General features: G+C 35.2%; 14 protein-coding genes. 8 read left to right on the top strand and 6 right to left on the bottom strand.

What is annotated here, in order from left to right; translation table 11 throughout:
- Positions 1–53: 53 nt before the first annotated feature.
- The 4 genes from AC1DVP_RS06810 to AC1DVP_RS06795 all read left to right on the top strand — a co-directional run bounded on the left by AC1DVP_RS06810 (position 54) and on the right by AC1DVP_RS06795 (position 7,002).
- Complete coding sequence (locus AC1DVP_RS06810) at positions 54–2,183, top strand: hypothetical protein (protein ID WP_477182747.1); 2,130 nt, start codon at positions 54–56, stop codon at positions 2,181–2,183.
- A gap of 107 nt (positions 2,184–2,290) precedes the next feature.
- A complete protein-coding gene (locus tag AC1DVP_RS06805; RefSeq protein WP_477182746.1) occupies positions 2,291–4,150 on the top strand; it encodes a rhamnogalacturonan lyase in 1,860 nt (619 codons plus the stop codon).
- A 301-nt stretch (positions 4,151–4,451) separates the two neighbouring features.
- Positions 4,452–5,783, top strand: coding sequence for a BNR repeat-containing protein (locus AC1DVP_RS06800; protein WP_477182745.1), 1,332 nt, complete (start codon positions 4,452–4,454; stop codon positions 5,781–5,783).
- A 4-nt stretch (positions 5,784–5,787) separates the two neighbouring features.
- A complete protein-coding gene (locus AC1DVP_RS06795) occupies positions 5,788–7,002 on the top strand; it encodes a glycoside hydrolase family 88 protein (protein WP_477182744.1) in 1,215 nt (404 codons plus the stop codon).
- Positions 7,003–7,167: 165 nt separating this feature from the next.
- Here AC1DVP_RS06795 and AC1DVP_RS06790 read toward each other — a convergent pair whose 3' ends face one another.
- The 6 genes from AC1DVP_RS06790 to AC1DVP_RS06765 form a co-directional block, all read right to left on the bottom strand.
- Complete coding sequence (locus tag AC1DVP_RS06790) at positions 7,168–7,722, bottom strand: hypothetical protein (protein WP_477182743.1); 555 nt, start codon at positions 7,720–7,722, stop codon at positions 7,168–7,170.
- A 1-nt stretch (position 7,723) separates the two neighbouring features.
- Positions 7,724–8,125: a ribosomal maturation YjgA family protein gene (locus AC1DVP_RS06785; protein WP_477182742.1), complete on the bottom strand. Its 402-nt coding sequence runs from the start codon at positions 8,123–8,125 to the stop codon at positions 7,724–7,726.
- Between the two features lie 13 nt (positions 8,126–8,138).
- A complete protein-coding gene (locus AC1DVP_RS06780) occupies positions 8,139–8,933 on the bottom strand; it encodes a hypothetical protein (protein WP_477182741.1) in 795 nt (264 codons plus the stop codon).
- Positions 8,934–9,016: 83 nt separating this feature from the next.
- Positions 9,017–10,033, bottom strand: coding sequence for an STM3941 family protein (locus tag AC1DVP_RS06775; RefSeq protein ID WP_477182740.1), 1,017 nt, complete (start codon positions 10,031–10,033; stop codon positions 9,017–9,019).
- 309 nt (positions 10,034–10,342) lie between these two features.
- Entirely contained in the window at positions 10,343–12,034 is a 1,692-nt protein-coding gene (locus tag AC1DVP_RS06770; protein WP_477182739.1) for a glycoside hydrolase family 28 protein, read from the bottom strand.
- 29 nt (positions 12,035–12,063) lie between these two features.
- Positions 12,064–13,104, bottom strand: coding sequence for a GntR family transcriptional regulator (locus AC1DVP_RS06765; RefSeq protein WP_477182738.1), 1,041 nt, complete (start codon positions 13,102–13,104; stop codon positions 12,064–12,066).
- Between the two features lie 524 nt (positions 13,105–13,628).
- On the opposite strand from AC1DVP_RS06765, the gene rhaT reads away from it, so the two are divergent.
- From rhaT to AC1DVP_RS06745, 4 genes are all read left to right on the top strand, one after another.
- Positions 13,629–14,678, top strand: coding sequence for an L-rhamnose/proton symporter RhaT (gene rhaT, locus AC1DVP_RS06760; RefSeq protein ID WP_477182737.1), 1,050 nt, complete (start codon positions 13,629–13,631; stop codon positions 14,676–14,678).
- Positions 14,679–14,713: 35 nt separating this feature from the next.
- Positions 14,714–16,855: a bifunctional aldolase/short-chain dehydrogenase gene (locus AC1DVP_RS06755; protein ID WP_477182736.1), complete on the top strand. Its 2,142-nt coding sequence runs from the start codon at positions 14,714–14,716 to the stop codon at positions 16,853–16,855.
- Between the two features lie 114 nt (positions 16,856–16,969).
- Positions 16,970–18,244, top strand: a complete 1,275-nt coding sequence (locus tag AC1DVP_RS06750; protein ID WP_477182735.1) for a sugar isomerase — start codon at positions 16,970–16,972, stop codon at positions 18,242–18,244.
- Positions 18,245–18,247: 3 nt separating this feature from the next.
- On the top strand, positions 18,248–19,618 hold the full coding sequence (locus tag AC1DVP_RS06745; protein ID WP_477182734.1) for an FGGY-family carbohydrate kinase: 1,371 nt from the start codon (positions 18,248–18,250) through the stop codon (positions 19,616–19,618).
- Positions 19,619–19,652 lie beyond the last annotated feature (34 nt).

Raw genomic sequence — 19,652 nt, 5'->3', positions numbered from 1 at the left:
GGAATGAAGAATGGCGATACCATATTCCATTAAAAAACAAATATTATCTACATATGAAAAGATATTCGATTATTTGCATTTTGCTATTTTCCATAGGTGTAGCCGCCCAAGAAAAAATTGACCGCAAAGCTGTAGTGGCAAGACACGATGTTATCATTACGCAAATCGATACTTTGGCTTCGCTGAGTGTTGGGAACGGTGCTTTTGCCTATACTGTTGATGCTACAGGTTTGCAGACTTTTCCCGAAAAATATCAAAGAGGAATTCCATTAGGAACTCAGGCCGAATGGGGCTGGGACAGTTATAAAAATGTAAACGGTTATAAGTTTTCTGAAACTTTGAAAGATGTCGATCAGTACGGAAGAAAAATTTCGTATTCGACACAGATCAAAGAACCGGCACACAAAAAAGAAGCTGTCGAATGGTTTCGTCAGAATCCACATTTATTGCAGTTAGCTAATATTGGATTTGAAATCACCAAAAAAGACGGCAGTTTAGTACAGCCTGATGACATCAAAGCGATTAATCAGAAACTGAATTTATGGACAGGTAAAATCGAAAGTTATTTCGAAGTCGAAGGAGTTGCTGTAAAAGTAATAACTGCCTGCGATCAGACAAAAGATGCTTTAGGTTTCAAAGTAGAATCGGATTTAATCACACAAGGACGTTTGAAAATTCGTGTCCGCATTCCGTTTCCAACAGGAGATTGGGGCGATATGGGAATGAAATGGGAAGGCAAACAGGATTACAAAAGCATCCTGAAAATCAAAAATAAATCGGAAGCTGCGATTACTCATGTGATGGACAGTATTTCGTATGACATTAATTTGAAATGGAAGGGGACTGCTGAGTTAAAAGAAAAAGCAAAGCATTATTTTCTTTTGGAACCTTCCAAAAGCAATACGATAGAATTGAGCTGTCTGTTCATTCAAACGAATAAAAATAAAGGAACTGTTCCTGCATTTACAGATATTGAAAAAAGTTCTGTTTCAGGCTGGGAAAAATTCTGGAAAAGCGGTGCTGCAGTTGATTTTGCAGGAAGTACTGACCCACGAGCAAATGAATTGGAACGAAGAATTGTGCTTTCGCAATATTTGACAAAAATACAATGCGCAGGTTCTATGCCTCCGCAGGAAACGGGGCTGACTTATAACAGCTGGTATGGAAAACCGCATTTGGAAATGCATTGGTGGCACGGTGTTCATTATGCGCTTTGGAACCGACCTCAATATTTGGAAAACACATTAGGCTGGTATCAAAAGGCATTTGATAAAGCCAAAAAAATAGCACAGAGACAAGGCTTTGAAGGAGCAAGATGGCAGAAAATGACAGATCCGGACGGTAACGAAAGCCCGTCATCGGTAGGGTCATTTTTGATTTGGCAGCAGCCGCATTTTATCACTTATGCTGAATTATTGTATGAATCATCCAAGTCAGAAGCTACTTTGAAAAAATACAGCGAGCGTGTTTTTGCCACCGCCGATTTTATGGCTTCCTTTGCTTTTTATGATAAAGACAAAAAACGCTACATGTTAGGGCCAGGAGTAATTCCGGCGCAGGAGCGTTTTGTGGCAATGCAGACTTTTAATCCAACCTACGAATTGGCGTATTGGAACTGGGGATTAAAAACGGCTATTGCGTGGAAAAAGAAAATGAAGCAGCCTGTTCCCGAAAAATGGGAAGCTGTCCTAAAAGACTTGTCGCCGCTTCCTATTCAAAACAATGTGTATCTGGCGGCTGAAAGTGCTCAAGATTCGTATACCAACCCTGAATTTAAAACAGACCACCCATCGGTTTTGGGAACTTTTGGAATGCTTCCTGAAACTTCTTTATTGGATAAAAAAATAATGAAAAACACATTTGATTTAGTTTGGGATACTTGGTCTTGGCAAAAAACTTGGGGCTGGGATTTCCCAATGACTGCTATGGCTGCAGCACGTTTGGGACTTCCTGGAAAAGCTATTGACGCTCTTTTTATGAAAGTAACCACTAATACTTATCTGAAAAACGGACACAATTATCAAGCAGAAAGATTGACGCTTTATCTTCCAGGAAATGGAGGATTATTAACTGCGGTTGCAATGATGTGCGGAGGCTGGGAAGGCAGTACAGAAGCTAATCCGGGATTCCCGAAAGACGGCACCTGGAAAGTAAAAAGTGAAGGTTTTCAAAAAATGTTTTAAACCATTTAGCCGATAAACAGTCTACTATACTGGATTGTTTTTCTCTGGAAGGAGGAATTTCACCACAATAAATTTTTCTTATACTAATTAGTTTTAAAGGATAAAATATGTCAAAAGTTAAGCTTTTAAAATGGAATGTATTGTTGTTTCTGATTGGGTTTTCTGTTTTGGGTCAAAGACAGATGGAAAATCTGGACAGAGGAGTTATTGCCATTAATCAAAATGGAAAATTTTTTATCAGCTGGCGTATTTTAGGCACAGATCCTGATGATTTAGCTTTTAATTTATATAGAAAAAGCGGTACGGGAAAAGCTATTCTGCTTAACGAAAAGCCAATTACTGGAGCGACCAATTTCAGTGATGAAACTGCTAAGGCTGATGAAAATAATACATGGTTTGTGAAAACGGTTGTTAATGGAAAGGAAAGTGATACCAAAGGCAGTTTTACTATTGCTGCCAATGCAGCGGTAAAAGACTATCTGTCTATTCCGCTGAAAGCGATAAACGGATATACTGCCAATGATATTTCGGTGGGAGATTTGAACGGTGACGGGCAGTACGAATTAGTTGTTCACATGACGGGAATAGGACACGATAATTCGCATAAAGGCTTAACAGATCCTGTTATTCTTCAGGCTTATACGCTTGATGGTACATTTTTATGGGAAATAAATCTGGGCAAAAACATTAGAGAAGGAGCGCATTACACTCAGTTTATGGTATACGATCTGGATGGTGACGGTATCGCCGAAATTGTCTGTAAAACTGCTGATGGAACTGTGGACGGAACTGGTAAAGTGATTGGTGATGCGTCAAAAGACTGGAGAGATACTGATGAGAAGTCTGGAACTTTTGGTAAAATTCTAGAGGGACCTGAATATCTTACCGTTTTTGACGGACGGACAGGAAGTGCAGTTACAACGGTCGATTACATTGCCGAAAGAGGAGATATTGGTGCATGGGGAGGCAGAGGCGGTAATGGCGGAAACGATGCCAGCGGAAACAGAGTAGATCGTTTTACTGCCTGTGTGGCTTATTTGGACGGTGTTCATCCTAGTGTGATTATGTGTCGCGGATATTATGGAAGAATAGTTTTGGCAGCTTGGGATTTTAGGGATAAGAAATTAACTTCACGATGGGTTTTTGATACCAAAGATGGTAAAAGTACATATTCTGGAATGGGGAATCACGGACTTTCGGTTGCTGATGTAGATGCTGATGGAAAAGATGAAATTATTTATGGTTCGATGTGTGTTGATGATGATGGGAAAGGATTGTACACTACAGGTTATCGTCACGGGGATGCTTTGCACGTGAGTGATTTGGATCCAGAAATTCCAGGTTTGGAAGTGTTTGGAGTTCATGAAATTGAAGAAGGAACAAAAGGCCCTGGTGTTGCTTTGTTTTCGGCAGCAAACGGAAAAACATTATTTACTGCAATGAATGATGAAGATGTAGGCAGAGGTGTAGCTGATAATATTGACGATACTAGAATTGGTGCGCAAATGTGGTGGTCGGGATCTAAATTTTTATATGATATTAAAGGAAATGAAATTGGAGAATCTCCAAGGGCAGCTAATTTTTTAATTTATTGGGATGGTGATACTTCCCGTGAACTTCTTAACTCTAATTATATTGACAAATACGGCAAAGGAAGATTGTTCACTGCAGAAGGTGCACAATCCAATAATGGAACCAAATCGACTCCTGGTTTATCGGCAGATATTTTGGGTGACTGGAGAGAAGAATTGATTTTGAGAAGCACTGATAATACCGAATTACGAATCTATAGCACTGCAATTCCAACAGATATCAGGCAGTATACTTTAATGCACGATCCGCAATACCGCTTAAGCATCGCTTGGCAGAATGTAGGTTACAACCAACCGCCGCATACAGGTTTTTATATGGGAAAAGGAATGAAGACTGCTCCAAAACCTAATATTGTTTTGGTGAAAACGCCTTAGAAAAAATTTAGGATTTCTAGTTTTGGTTTTCTAAAAACTGGTGGGTACTGGTTTGTATTTAATAGTTCTGTTATTATATTTGCTACTTACCTGATTTTGGCTGGAGCCAAATAATAACAAGCAGGCAATATGTTTGTTTTTAGCCCTGATCTCCTAAAATTGCTCTCGCAATTACCTTTTCTTCTTTCCTTTAAAAAAGAAAAGATATAGTGGAGAGCAGGAATCATATAACCAAAAATACCTGATGTTGTTGCTTCTAAAATTAATAATCGAATTCAGAGTACTAAGTTTATAAAAATATATGTCACAGAAAGTCACCGATAGTTTGTACAGATGTAGATTTGGCCGTAAAATTTTAGCTTTATTGATGCTGTTTTTTTGTGCAGTAGTTCATGCTCAGCTAGAAACCAGTGAAAGCGAAATTGGTTTGGGCTGGAGTAATAATTCGGTGAATACCGTTATTTTTAGGAATAGTGCTCTGACAACTTTTAAAAATTGGCAATTTACCGCTTATTATAATGCTGATGGCAAAATGATTTTGGCAAAGCGCAAACTGAATTCTAATGAATGGCAAAAAGTAATAACGCCCTATAGCGGCAATGTAAAAGATGCTCATAACAGCATTAGCATTGCGGTCGATACGGATGGTTTTCTTCATGTAAGCTGGGATCAGCATGATACCCGTTTGCGGTATGCAAAGAGCAAAACACCTTTTAGTTTAGAGTTGGGTGAGGAACAATCCATGACTGGCAATGACGAAGTGAAGGTGACTTATCCCGAATTTCATAATCTGCCAAACGGGAAGCTGTTGTTTTGTTACCGTTCGGGCGCTTCGGGAAGAGGGAATATGATTTTGAAATCGTATGATGTGAAAACTCAAAAATGGATTTCCTTGCAGAATAACTTAATTGATGGCGAAAACCAGCGCAGTGCTTACTGGCAGATGTGCGTGGGCAAAAAAGGAATTTATATCTCGTGGGTTTGGCGTGAGAGCTGGGATGTTTCGACTAATCATGATATTTGTTACGCTTTTTCAGCAGACGGAGGACAAACTTGGCAAAAATCTACAGGAGAGCAATACAGTTTACCAATTACAAAAACCAGCGCAGAAATTGCTTGGAAAGTGCCTCAAAACAGCAGTTTAATAAATCAAACAGCAATGACAGTTGGTGCGCTGGGAAATCCGTATATTGCGAGTTATTGGGATGATAATGGAGTGCCACAGTATAAAGTGGTGTATTTAGATAAGGGAAAATGGAATAAAATTGATACTGATTTTCATAGCAAGACTTTTTCTTTAGGAGGCGGAGGAACGAAAAGGATTCCGATTTCGCGTCCAGAAATTTTGGTCAGCAAATCGATGCTTTATCTGCTTTTCAGAGATGAGGAAAGAGCTAATAAAATCACTCTGGCCAGTGCTGGTTTGGATAAAAAGCAATGGAAACTTACTGATCTTACGGATTATTCTGTAGGGCAGTGGGAACCAAATATTGATAAAGAATTGTGGAAGGATAAGTCGGAGCTGCATATTTTTTCTCAAAATGTGAGTCAGGCAGATGGAGAAGGATTAGCAGATGCAGAGCCTCAAGCCGTACGCATAATTGAATTAAAAAAAATATCTGTAAATAAATAGTTGTATGAAGAAGTATTGCTTATTGATTATTGTGGCTGTGTTTTTTGTTTCTGCGGGTTTTCGCAAACAAAATTTAGAGGAAAAAATAAATGCCGCTTTACAAACTGCTGTACAGCAATATGCTTATTTGGGCAAACAAGTGAGTGTTGGGAAGTATCCAAAAACTTATTTTGCAGATAAAAATAAACTGGAAACCTCGGATTCTGGCTGGTGGTGCAGCGGTTTTTATCCAGGAACTTTGCTGTATCTGGATGAAGTAAAAGGAGTTCCCGAATTAAAAAAGGAAGCGCTGAACGTATTGGAAGACCTGAAAAAAGAACAATTTAATACCACTACGCACGATTTGGGTTTTATGATGTTCTGCAGTTTCGGAAATGCGGAACGGTTACAGCCAAGCAACGAATATGAAGCGATATTGATGAACAGTGCCAAATCATTGGCAAGCCGTTTTAACCCAAAAACAGGCTGCATCAAATCATGGGACAGTGCACCTTGGAATCATGCTGATAAAGACGAATCTCCGGTGATTATTGATAATATGATGAATCTGGAGCTTTTATTCTGGGCAACAAAACACAGCGGAGACAGCACTTATTATAAAATTGCCGTTCAGCATGCTGATGTAACGATGGTCAATCATTTTAGAAAAGATTACAGTTCGTATCACGAAGTAGTTTACAATAATGAAACTGGAAAAGTAACCAAACAAATCACTAATCAAGGAGCTGCCGATGATTCTTCTTGGGCACGCGGACAAGGCTGGGGATTGTACGGATATGTTGTAATGTACAGGGAAACAAAAGATGTTAAATATTTAAAGCAGGCCAAAAACATTGCTGATTATATTTTAAATCACCCTAATCTGCCGGCAGATAAAATTCCGTATTGGGATTTTAATGCACCAAATATTCCTAATGCTTTACGGGATTCTTCTGCAGCTTCATTGATTGCTTCGGCTTTATTGGAGTTAGGCGGTTATGTTGATAGAAAAGAAGGAATGCATTATTATGATACAGCCAAAACTATTTTATCAAGTTTATTGACACCAGAATATATTGCAGCTGTGGGAACAAACGGCGGTTTTTTGCTAAAACACGGAGTAGGGAATATGCCGAAGAAAACCGAAATAGATACACCGCTCACGTATGGCGATTATTATCTGGTCGAAGCGATGATGCGTTACAAAGCTTTAATAAAAAAGGACCCAAGACTTAAATAAATGTATCAGGTTTTAGTTTTTTTTAACCGTTAAGAAATTAAGCATCATTTAAACTTTAGACTTAATCTCTTAATGGATAATTTTTATAACCTTATATAACAGATTTTAATTTGTGTTAATTTGTGAAATTCGTGTTTAATTTTTTTTAAATGCGAATGACGTGGCTTAATGAGTATCTCCGCGGATTATTATTTCGTTGGATTTTTTTATGTTTTCCTCCGATTTACTTAGTACTTTTATGATGCTTATATCTGGATTTTCGAGTTTATTGACTACTATTTTCAAGATGTAATTTTTATCTATTAAATATGTCTTGTAATCGCCGTCAGCTATTTCATTGTCAATTTGGAAAACTGCTCCATTTTCGGGAACCGTAGTGTATTTGAGTCTTAATTCATTCAGCGAAATTAAATTAGGCTTGTAATTATTTTTTGTTACAATTGTAATTTTACCTGTATATTTAATATTCCCTATTTCAATATTTTCTTTTTCAACGTTGACACTCTCAATTTTATTTGGATCTAAAAATTTTGTAACGCTTTGACTTACGATTTCCCCATTTAAAAAGTAAGCGGGTTTTTTAGCGCCTTTGTATTTAATTACATTAACGACTTTAATGACAGTGTCCTGTTCGGAAATTGCCTGTGAATTTTCAGTTTTCTTTTGACCAAAAGCATTTGCGGTCAAAATTGAAATTAATATGATGATAAATTTTCTCATTTTACGGTTTGTTGGTAACTATAGTATCGTCTTCTGTTTTTCCTGAATTATTTTCTGCAATAAGAACAATAATAATTCCCGCAATATAACATACTAAATCAATCCATGCAAATGAGGTTCCAATAACAGTTCTGGCAATTTTTGAATTTTGCAAACCCAGTTTTTCGACAATATTCAAATACTGAAGAAATTCTACTCCAAAGGAAAACAGCAGTACAAATACTGCAGCAGGCAGAACAGGCAGTTTCAAAAAAGATTTTACAAAACAGTAAATCAGAATCACCACCAGCACATCACCAATATACGGGCGAATGATTGTATCATGAACATATAATGCAATGAAAACTTCTATGGCAAAAATTAGAATTGTTAAGAGGAAGTATTTCTTGTTGAATGTTAGCATAGTTTTGAGTTTCTTAGCTTCCTAATTTTCCATATCGTACTTGATCTGAAAAATATAAAACAATTATTTTTTTACCTTTTTTATAGGGATAAAATAATTCATAGTTCCCATCTTTATTACTATATCTTAATTCGGTACTTTTTCCATTAAATATTTTGTCTAAATATTCTCTTTCTATTTGAGTTGTTTTATAGATATATCTTATTTTTTGAGGTTTTACGGTGTCATTTAAATTCTGACTATTATTTTGATTAAACCCTAAATAAACTGGAGAGCCATTTATGCTATCTCTAACTAATAAATTTACACTTGGGAAATTTGTATCAGTTTCTGAATAGATTTCTAAAATATCGCTAGTTTCAATTATGTATTTTTTCGAAAAATTATAATTCACCAGTTTTTCGCTGTTAGTGACATTTTCTTCAATGATTGATTTAGCAGATTTAACCAAAAGTTCCTCTTTATTTCTTGAAGTTAAATAATCTCCGCCAAATAATATTATCGCTATTATTGGAAAAATAGCAAGTACAATTAAATAGAATTTTTTATTTGAATTTGTATTATTTTCTTCTGTGCTTTTGTTTTCTGCAATTCTGGTTAGGTTAAACATAATATTTATAATTAGCGAACCAAGCATCAACGCAAGAATTCCCAAAATACTTAAGTAAAAAGTTTCAGTCATATTTTCTCTAAAAACTTTTAATCCAAAAACTTGAATAGTTATAAATGTGAAAACCCAATAAACCAACAATATTATTGCAGTTATTCCAATTATGTTGCTCAGTTTTACTAATTGTTTAGGTGTCATAAGTTGATTTTTTATTATTTAAAAGTTTTGTTTTTTGGATAGATATATTCACCGAAGTTCCATTGTAGCTGTTGGTAGCAGTATTAATTCCACTCATTTAATTCGGCATCAAATTCTTTTTGATTATTATTTAAAGTTTCTAATTTCAATTTATATTCATTTCCGTTCTTTTCGTATTCTATTTTGTCAACAATATAGTTTTGAATTGGGTTTAAATTTAGTTTTTCACGAATATTTTTAATATCATTTGGATAATTTCCAAATTTGCTTTTATATGTTTCTATTTCGTTGTGTATTTCAATTCCTATTTTGTTAGAGGTAAAATCATAAATTTCAAACACAAGTAATAGCACAACCATATTGATAAAACCTAAAAAAGTCATTATTCTAGCATATTTATATAGGGTTGATTTATTATTTGTTCCTCGATACCAACTTGCAATTATTGCAGATATTCCCATTAGAATCATTATAGTCATAAAAGCATTGAAATTGCTTAATGATGTTAAAACCAAAATAACTAAAATGATGAAATAAATTAGATAATTTTGAAGTTCAAAATTTGGTATTAATTTTTGGTTTGATGAAAATATTCGGATATGATTTTTTCTTTCGTTTTTTTCTGAATTTATTATTTTGTTTAATAATTCGGTGAGTTCAATTTCATCAATTTTTATTTGGCTTAAGTTTAGATTTAATTTTTGAGCACCAATAAATTCGTTTAATTTTTCAGCCCATTTATATTGTTTTTTCTTAAACTCAAATGTTTCGTCAACAACTATTGAAATGAATTTTTGATTATGAATATCAATTGGATAAGTTTCAATGATTTGTTCCCATTTTATTTCTCCTTGTTTTAAAGTTCTATCTGAAATTCCATTTTCATTAATTATTATTTGTGGTCTTTTATCGAATAAAACAAAAAATCCTAATGGAATTCCTAAACCAAAAAACGAAACACAAAGCCACCCCATAATATAGTCAAATGTTCCTATTTCTTCTTTTGAAATCATCCAAATACCAATTATAACAAAAGGTAAAGACAATGCTATAAGTCTAATTCCCTTCCAACTTGATTTGTATAATTTTATTTCGGTCATTTTATTTTAGATGTTTTTGTTTGGTGCGGAAATATTGCTGCCAATTCGTTTATATGTGCCATAAAACGACTCCAATCTGCCCATATTAGCTAGTTTTGTGTCATTAAACAGCTTTTTGTTATGTTGCTAATATATAAAAAAACAACTTCAAATTCTTGAAGAATTTTCTGCGAGATAATTTTATTACTGTTGGCATGCTAGGGTATCATTAGTATTTAAACATTTCTATCTTCAACAGCAAATAATCAAAAAAGGCAATTTTACCAAGCGGTAAAATTGCCTTTTCTTTAAATTTATAAAGCGAGATGCTTACATTTTTACAGCGCCTTTAGCCACTTTTTCACCTACAGTGGTTTTCTTGCTAAAGTCAGTTTTAGCGTTCGAAACCAGTTCGATGTTTTTGCTTGCTTCGCCGTTAATAGTTACCGCTTTTGGAGAATCTGAATTGAAACTGATATTTTTCAGAGACATATTTTTTCCATTGTAAATGTCAAAAATTGTAGGGTTTGCAATTTCTAAATTGATGTTGTTTAGTTTAATTCCGTTAGCATCAATGATAGAAAAACCTTTATCGGCTTTACCTGTTAAATTGGAAATTTCGATGTTTTCTAAATTCATTTCAGGCAAGCCTTGTAAAAACACAGCCTGCTGTGCGCCATTTATATAGATATTTTTAATAACGATGTTTTTAAACTGAGGTGTTTTTTCATCAACTGGAACGGCTGCAGCTACAGTGTTAGTTTCTCCTTCGGCCAGTTTTTCGGCAATCGATTTTCCGCCGTAATACAAGTCGAAAGAAATAGCCTGTGATGGAATATTGTTCATAAAAATATCCGAAATAAAGATATTTTCTACCACACCGCCGCGTCCGCGGTTACTTTTAAAACGTAGACCAACATCGGTTCCCATAAAAGTACAGTTGGAAACATGCATGTTTTTTACGCCGCCAGACATTTCGCTTCCTACAGTTACTCCTCCGTGCCCATGATACACAATGTTGTTTCTGATAATGATATTTTCGCAGGGAACACCGCGGTCACGGCCGTCTTTGTCTTTCCCCGATTTAATGCAGATTGCATCGTCGCCAACGTCAAAACTGGAATTTTCTACCAAGACATTTTTGCAGGATTCTACATCCAGCCCGTCTCCGTTTTGAGAATACCAAGGGTTACGGACAGTTGTGTTGCGGATAATTAAATCTTCAATCATCAAAGGATGAATGTTCCAAGCTGGTGAATTTTGAAAAACAGGACCGTCAAATAAAACGCGTTTACTGTTTTGAATGCTGACCATTACAGGACGAAGAAAATCACGGATTTCTTCAAATTGTTCTTTGGTTTTTAAATCAGGACGGACATTTTGATCAGCGTTCTGGTTTCCTTTCACGTATTGTTCTGATGGATACCAGCTTGTTTTTTTATCGTTTAATACTCCTCCGGATTTTACAAAACTATTCCATTGGTCTTCGGTCAATTTGCCTTTTTTTACCATTCTCCATACTTCGCCGGAACCGTCATAAACACCATTTCCGGTAAAAGCTACATTTTCAAGGTTTTTTCCGTAAATGGGCGAGATACAGCGCCAAGTGTTTAATCCTTCAAAGCTTGTTTGGATAATAGGATACAGATTTTTGTCATTCGAAAATTTAATCAAAGCTCCTCTTTGTGCATGCAGTTCAATATTGCTTTTTAGAATAATCGGGCCGGTAAGCCAGATTCCCGGAGGAATAATTACTTTTCCGCCTCCTTTTTTGGAAACAGCATCGATGGCATCTGCAAAAGCTTTGGTACATAAAACGGTTCCGCCGTTTACAGCTCCAAAATCTGTAATATTTACACTGTTATTTGGGATTTTTGGTTCGTTTATTTTGTTCATTTTAAATTCAATGCCACTATAGGAATCTTTTGATGAACCAGTATTCTGTGCCTGAATATTTATGGGGCAGTTTGAGAATGTGACTGCAAATGCAAGAAATAATAATTGATTTAATTTAAATTTCATTGTTTTGTAAAGTGTTAGTATTTTAAGTTTTAAATGGATCTTCTGTAAATGAAATTAAACGGAACTTTTACCTGCCCGATTTCTTTGTTTAAAATCATCTGCGCTGCAGTTTCCCCCATTATTTTAAAATCTGTTGATATTACAGTAATGCCTAATAATTCTTTCAGCGGTGTGTCATTATAGGAGATAACGCCAATATGCTTGCCTAATTTCATTTTGGTGTCTCTGATTTGTTTCACTAGGTTCACCAAATCCGATTCTTCGATGGTGATGAATAAATCTCCCTTTTTCAGCACAATGTCATCATATACTTCATCTATAATTTCATAATTGATTCCAAATTCGACGCAAAACTTTTTGAAACCATGCAGAATTCTTCTAGGATATGGGTACACGGCTCTATCCGGATACACTAAAATTATTCGGGTATAGTGTTTTATTTTATCCAAACCTTCCTTCAGCGCATTATAAATGTCGTTTTCAAAATCCTGATAAATTTTAATAACATCATTATTTATTCCTAATTTGATATTATCCATAATAATCAGTTTTTCTTTAGGAATTTTATTAATGGCATCAATAACCGCATCAGTATAACTGCTGTGTTTTAAAGCTTCGGTCTTAAAATGAGTCGTGATTATATAGTAATCGTAAGCTCCTTCATATTTATCGAGCAAATTCAAAAAAAGCGTTTCATCGCAGTGATAAATCTGCAGATCGGTGTGGGCGTTGGCTCCAATGGTGTTAATGAAAGAATTATAAGTTGCCATTTTATAAGAACTTAATTTGTTGTACACAAACAGCACATTTACTTTCGAAACCAATTTGGTTTGGGTAATATAATATCCCTTTCCACGGATTGAAGTGATGATTTTTCGTTCTTTTAAGATGTTATATGCCTTTTCAACAGTATCTCTTGACATATAAAACTCTTCACTAAAACTGTTAATTGAAGGAATTTTTTGATTTATTTTCAAACTTCCATTACTGATATTAGTTAAAATGGAATCAACAATTTGCTTGTATTTTGGTACACGTGAGTCCTCGTCAATTTTAATAATCTTTATCATAGCTTTCGCTTTTAGATGTTTTTTTTCTTTAAAAATGTATAAAGAAAACGAAATTTAAATTTGTTTTTTATCCTGTTAGCCAATGGCTAAAAATGGTATTTATGGATTCATTTGAGTAATCAGATTGTTTTAAATATACGCAATAAATGTATTAGAAGTATTGTAATATCTAAACAAAATCAAACATGTAATCGATTGCACAAATATATATCTTAAAACTAGTAATTCGTAATAATTACCTATAAAATTTTAATGATTATTTAAAATTAACACTTAAAATTTTAAAGTAAAATAAAATAAGGTTAAAATATCATTATTCATGCTGAAGCGTTTTTTTTTGGGCAGTATTTTATTTTGAATGAGGGCTTTAAAATAGCGCGATACTTTTCTAAAAATTAAAAACTTATCCGATGATAATAAAAAATCATTCGTTTAAAGGATAGTACAGGATAGTTATCTTTTAGGTATTCTATTATTTTACAATCCTAAATCATAACCAATTAACCAAGAAACATTTTAAATCAATGGAATCAATACTCGGAATTCTTTTTCACTCTATCGGAGGATTTTCATCAGGCAGTTTTTATATGCCTTTCAAAAAAGTTAAGGGCTGGGCATGGGAAAGCTATTGGCTGATAGGGGGTTTTTTTTCCTGGTTAATCGTTCCGCCGATTGCAGCCTATTTGACCATTCCTAATTTTACTGAAATTATTAGTGTGGCTTCACCTTCTATAAAAGCGCTTGCTTTTTCGATGGGATTGATTTGGGGTATAGGAGGGCTTACTTATGGTCTTGGCGTGCGTTACTTAGGAATGTCATTGGGAAATTCAATAGTGTTGGGTTTTTGTTCTGCTTTTGGAGCATTAGTCCCATCTATATATTATAATTTTTATCCATCCGAAGGGAAAATTTCTTTTACAGATATGTGTAACAGTTCTGGTGGAAAATTGGTTTTACTGGGTGTTTTGGTTTGTTTGATTGGAATTGCGATTTCTGGAAAAGCAGGAATGCTTAAAGAGAAAGATTTTGCGGTAGGACATGAAGATAAAGACAGGGATTTTAGCTTAGTAAAAGGTTTGATTATTGCGGTGATTTCTGGGATATTGAGTTCTTTTTTCAATTTTGGAATAGAAGTGGGGAAACCTTTGGCAGAAGCAGCTGTGGTTAGCGGCTGTAATCCTTTATTCCAAAATAATGTAACTTATATAGTTGTGCTTTGGGGTGGATTGACTACCAATTTTATTTGGTGCATATATCTTAATTTCAAAAATAAAACTTTTGGGGATTACACCAATAAGGCAACACCAATAAGAAAGAATATTATGTTTTCAGCTTTGGCAGGAACTATGTGGTTTTTACAATTTTTCTTTTATGGTATGGGTGAAAGCAAATTAGGCAATGGCGCCAGTTCTTGGATTTTGCATATGGCAACAATTATTTTAACAGCTAACTTTTGGGGATTTTATTTAAAAGAATGGTCTGGGGTTTCCCAAAAAACATTCAGCACTTTTCTAGTGGGAATCGGATTGATTATGCTGTCAATTGTTTTAGTAGGAATCGGCAATTCATTATAACAATACATATAATAAATACATAAATAACATATATAATGTCAAATATAAATACTGAAAATATGACTTTTAAGCACGTAAGTTATCTTTGGGATGAAGCTAAAGCACAAGAATTAGCTGGGGATGAAGTAGCGCTTTTTATTTATCGCTCTAACATATTAGGAGCTGATTTAAGATTAACAAATTATGGAGGGGGAAATACCTCAGTTAAAATTACGGATAAAGATCCTTTGACGGGTGAATCTTCGGAGGTGATGTGGATTAAAGGTTCGGGCGGAGACATCGGAACATTAACAAAATCAGGTTGTGCAGCCTTATATTTAGAAAGACTTCGTAATCTTGAAAATGTATACAGAGGCATTGAATTTGAAGATGAAATGGTAGAATTATTCAATCACTGTATTTTTGATTTGGCTTCAAAAGCGCCTTCAATCGATACGCCTTTGCACGGATTCCTGCCATTTAAACACATTGACCACTTGCATCCGGATGCAGCTATTGCAATTGCTGCTGCAAAGGATGGAAAACAAATTACAGAAGAATTATTCAATGGAGAAATTGGTTGGGTAGGATGGCAGCGTCCTGGTTTTGATTTGGGACTCCAATTGAGAGCGTGTCTGGAAGAAGCTTCGCAAAAAGGTAAAAAATTGCGCGGTATTATGTTAGGCTCTCACGGTTTGTTTACTTGGGGAGATACATCTTATGAAAGTTATGTAAATACGCTTGAGGTAATCGAAAAATGTGCCGAGTATTTGGAGAGCAATTATGGAAAAAAACGCCCAGTTTTTGGTGGGCAAAAAATAGAGAGCTTAAATCCGGAAGCGCGTCAGCTGCAAGCATCAAAAGTTGCTCCGATTTTAAGAGGTTTTTGTTCATCCGAAAGAAAAATGATCGGTCATTATACAGATGATGCCAGAGTTTTAGAGTTCATTAATTCTAATGATTTAGAGAAATTGGCTCCTCTAGGTACTTCTTGTCCCGATCATTTCTTGAGAACAAAAATCAGTCCTTTGGTTTTAGAATTAGATCCAAATGAAGATTTAACTGATTTGAATGCAATCAAAGCAAAATTGACTCCTGCATTTGAGGCTTACAGAAAAATGTATGCAGCTTACTACGATACTTGCAAAAAATCGAATTCACCAGCAATGCGTGACCCAAATCCAGTGGTAATTTTATACCCAGGAGTAGGAATGTTCACTTTTGCAAAAGATAAAACAATGGCTCGTTTGGCATCAGAATATTATGTCAATGCCGTAAATGTGATGAAAGGTGCTGAAGCTGTTTCAGAATATACTTCATTGCCGCGCCAGGAAGCTTTTGATATTGAATATTGGCTGTTGGAAGAAGCTAAATTACAGCGTATGCCAAAACCAAAAGCATTGTCTGGAAGAGTAGCGCTTGTTACTGGTTCAGGCGGTGGAATTGGTAAAGCTATCGCTAAAAAATTCGCAGAAGAAGGTGCATGTGTTATTCTTAATGATATTGATGAAGAACGTTTAGCAGGTGCTAAAGCAGAATTTGTCAAATTGTTTGGAAAAGACGCTGTAGGAAGCACAGTTTTAAATGTAACTAGCGAAGCTAGTGCTGAAAAAGCGTATGATGCATCTGCCTTGGCTTTTGGAGGTGTAGATATTGTGATAAATAATGCAGGTATCAGTATTTCAAAATCTATTGCAGAACATTCACTTGAAGAATGGGACAGATTGTATGATATTTTAGTTAAAGGACAATTTATTGTTTCAAAAGCTGGAATAGAAGTAATGCGCAAACAAGGTTTTGGCGGTGATATTGTAAATATTGTATCTAAAAATGCAGTAGTTGCAGGACCAAATAATCCTGGTTATGGTTCGGCCAAAGCGGCTCAAGCGCATTTAACCCGCTTGATGTCTGCAGAATTAGGAGCAGATAAAATCCGCGTAAATACGGTAAATCCTGATGCGGTAATCTCTGATTCAAATATTTGGTCAGGAGGATGGGCAGAAGGCCGTGCGAAAGCGTATGGTATTACGGTTGCAGAATTGCCCGCATATTATGCTAAACGCACTTTATTAAACGAAATTATATTGCCTGATGATATTGCTAATGCTTGTTTTGCATTTGTTGGCGGCTTGTTGAATAAATCAACTGGAAATGCCTTAAATGTTGATGGCGGTGTAGCGATGGGCTTTTATAGATAATATTGATTTGGTTGGTTTATTGGTTTAACCAGAAGTAGCTAACGTTTGGTGGTTTCAAACGTTAGTTTACTTTAAAATCACGTAAATTGCAAACATTAATAATACAAAAAGATTATGTTAATAGAATCACACAAAATAGCTTCACATAATGACGATTTATTAAAAAGTCATTCCAATAAATTAATTTTTACCGTTTCTGAGATAGCAAATAGCGAGGCAATTATCCAAAAATTAATTGATTTTCAAATTGCAATTCCATCTTGGGCATTAGGAACAGGAGGCACTCGTTTTGGCCGTTTTGCCGGAGGGGGAGAACCGCGCTCATTAGAAGAAAAAATAGAAGATGTAGGTTTGCTGCACGCACTTAATAATGCTTCGGGAGCTATCTCACTGCATATTCCGTGGGATATTCCGCAAGATCATAAAGCTATAAAAGGTTTAGCAGCACAGCATAATTTATTGTTTGATGCTGTTAATTCTAATACTTTTCAGGATCAGGCGAATTCGGAGCATTCATACAGATACGGCTCATTGCAAAATGTAAATAAAGCTGTCCGTAAACAAGCGGTAGATCATAATATCGAAGTGATTAAGCAGGGAATTGAGTTAGGGTCTGAGTCATTGACCGTTTGGCTGGCTGATGGATCAAATTTTCCTGGCCAGTTAAATTTCAGAAGAGCTTACGAAAACACTTTAGAAAGTTTACAGGAAATTTATGTGGCACTTCCGTCAAACTGGAAGCTGTTTTTAGAATACAAATGTGCTGAACCTAATTTTTATTCTACTACTGTTGCCGATTGGGGACAATCGTATTCGTATGTAAAAAAATTAGGAGACAAAGCAAAAACCCTAGTTGACTTAGGACACCATTTGCCAAATGCAAATATTGAGCAAATTGTCTCTTTATTGCTAATGGAAGATAAATTGGGCGGATTCCACTTCAATGATTCAAAATATGGAGATGATGATTTAACGGCTGGAGCTTTGAAACCATACCAATTATTCTTGATTTTTAACGAATTGGTAGAAGGTATGGATGCCAGAGGAATGAATCACGCCAAAGATTTAGGCTGGATGATTGATGCTTCGCATAACATAAAAGATCCATTGGAAGATTTACTGCAGTCTGTTGAAGCGATTATGATTGCTTATGCACAAGCACTTTCTGTAGACAGAAAAGCTTTGGAAACTGCACAGGCAGAAAATGATGTGGTAAAAGCTCAGGAAATTTTACAGAATGCGTTTCGTACCGATGTTCGTGCCTTAGTTGCCGAAGCTCGTTTGCGTAATGGTGCAGCAATAAATCCTGTTGCATTATACCGTAATTTGAATGTAAGAAAAGAACTTATTGGAGAAAGAGGACTTAAAACAATGGCTACAGGCTTATAAGTTATGATTAAGGTAAATGCAGTATTTGATATTGGGAAAACCAATAAAAAGTTTTTTCTTTTTGACGATGATTATAATGAGGTATATCGTGATTATGTAAATCTTCCGCTTACTAAAGATGAAGATGGTTTCGAAACCGAAGATTTAGAAGCATTAAGACATTGGATAAAAAATACTTTTGATTCAATTTTAGAGGCCTCTGAGTATGATGTAAGAACCTTAAATTTTTCGTCGTATGGAGCAAGCTTAGTCCATCTGGATTACAAAGGCAAACCGCTAACGCCGCTTTATAATTATATAAAAGAAATTCCTCAGGAAATCTTGGATGAATATTATAAACAGCATGGAGATCCTCTTACAATAGGAGCCGAAACGGCTTCTCCGCAATCAGGGATGCTGAATTCGGGTTTGCAGCTTTATTGGATTAAGAAAACGAAACCCGAAGTATTTGCTCAAATAAAACATAGTCTGCACCTGCCACAATATCTTTCCTACTTATTTACAGGTATTCCGGTAAGTGAATATACTAGTATCGGTTGCCATACTAATTTATGGAATTATGAGCAGGAAGATTATCATAAATGGGTACATGATGAGGATATTGATAAAATATTGCCTCCAATTGTTCCTACTTCTGCCAGTATCAATACAATATACAGAGATAAGAAGATAAAAATCGGAGTAGGAATCCATGACAGTTCATCTGCCTTGTTGCCTTATATTTTGAGCAAAAAGAAACCATTTCTTTTACTTTCAACAGGCACTTGGAGTATTGCTCTAAATCCTTTTAATTCAGAAAATTTAAATAAAGAAGATATTTCAAATAATTGTTTGAATTACCTGCGCATTGACGGCAAAAGAGTTAAGGCTTCCCGTTTTTTTATGGGTAATGAATACCGTTTGCAGGTTGAGAAACTTTGTGAATACTATAAAAAAGAATACGGCTATCACCGCGAGGTAAAATTTGACCAAAATATTTATTTGAATTTAATTGAAAAACCAGCTGTTTATTTTAAATTTGAAGGCATATCTTTGCAGCGCCTGCCACAAAAAACAGAATTGAATTTATTCGATACTTTTGAAGAGGCTTATCATCAGTTAATGATTGAATTAATGGAACTGCAGGTGGATACTATCAATAAAGCTATTGGAAACAGTAAAATTAAAAAGATATTTATTGATGGCGGATTTACAGATAATGATGTCTTTATGAAATTGATGTCACATCATTTCAGTTCATTTAAGGTTTTATCTACGCACTCGCCATTAGGGTCAGCCTTGGGAGCAGCAATGGTTATTTCTGACAAACAAATTACATCCCAATTTCTTAAAGAAAATTACAGGATGAAAAAATTGGTTCCTTTATTATTTTAGTATTGGGGCCAGTCAAATTATTAATCTCTATGAG

It is taken from the genome of Flavobacterium sp. P3_A6 (assembly GCF_056403035.1).
This window is presented reverse-complemented; position numbering and strand designations above follow the sequence as displayed.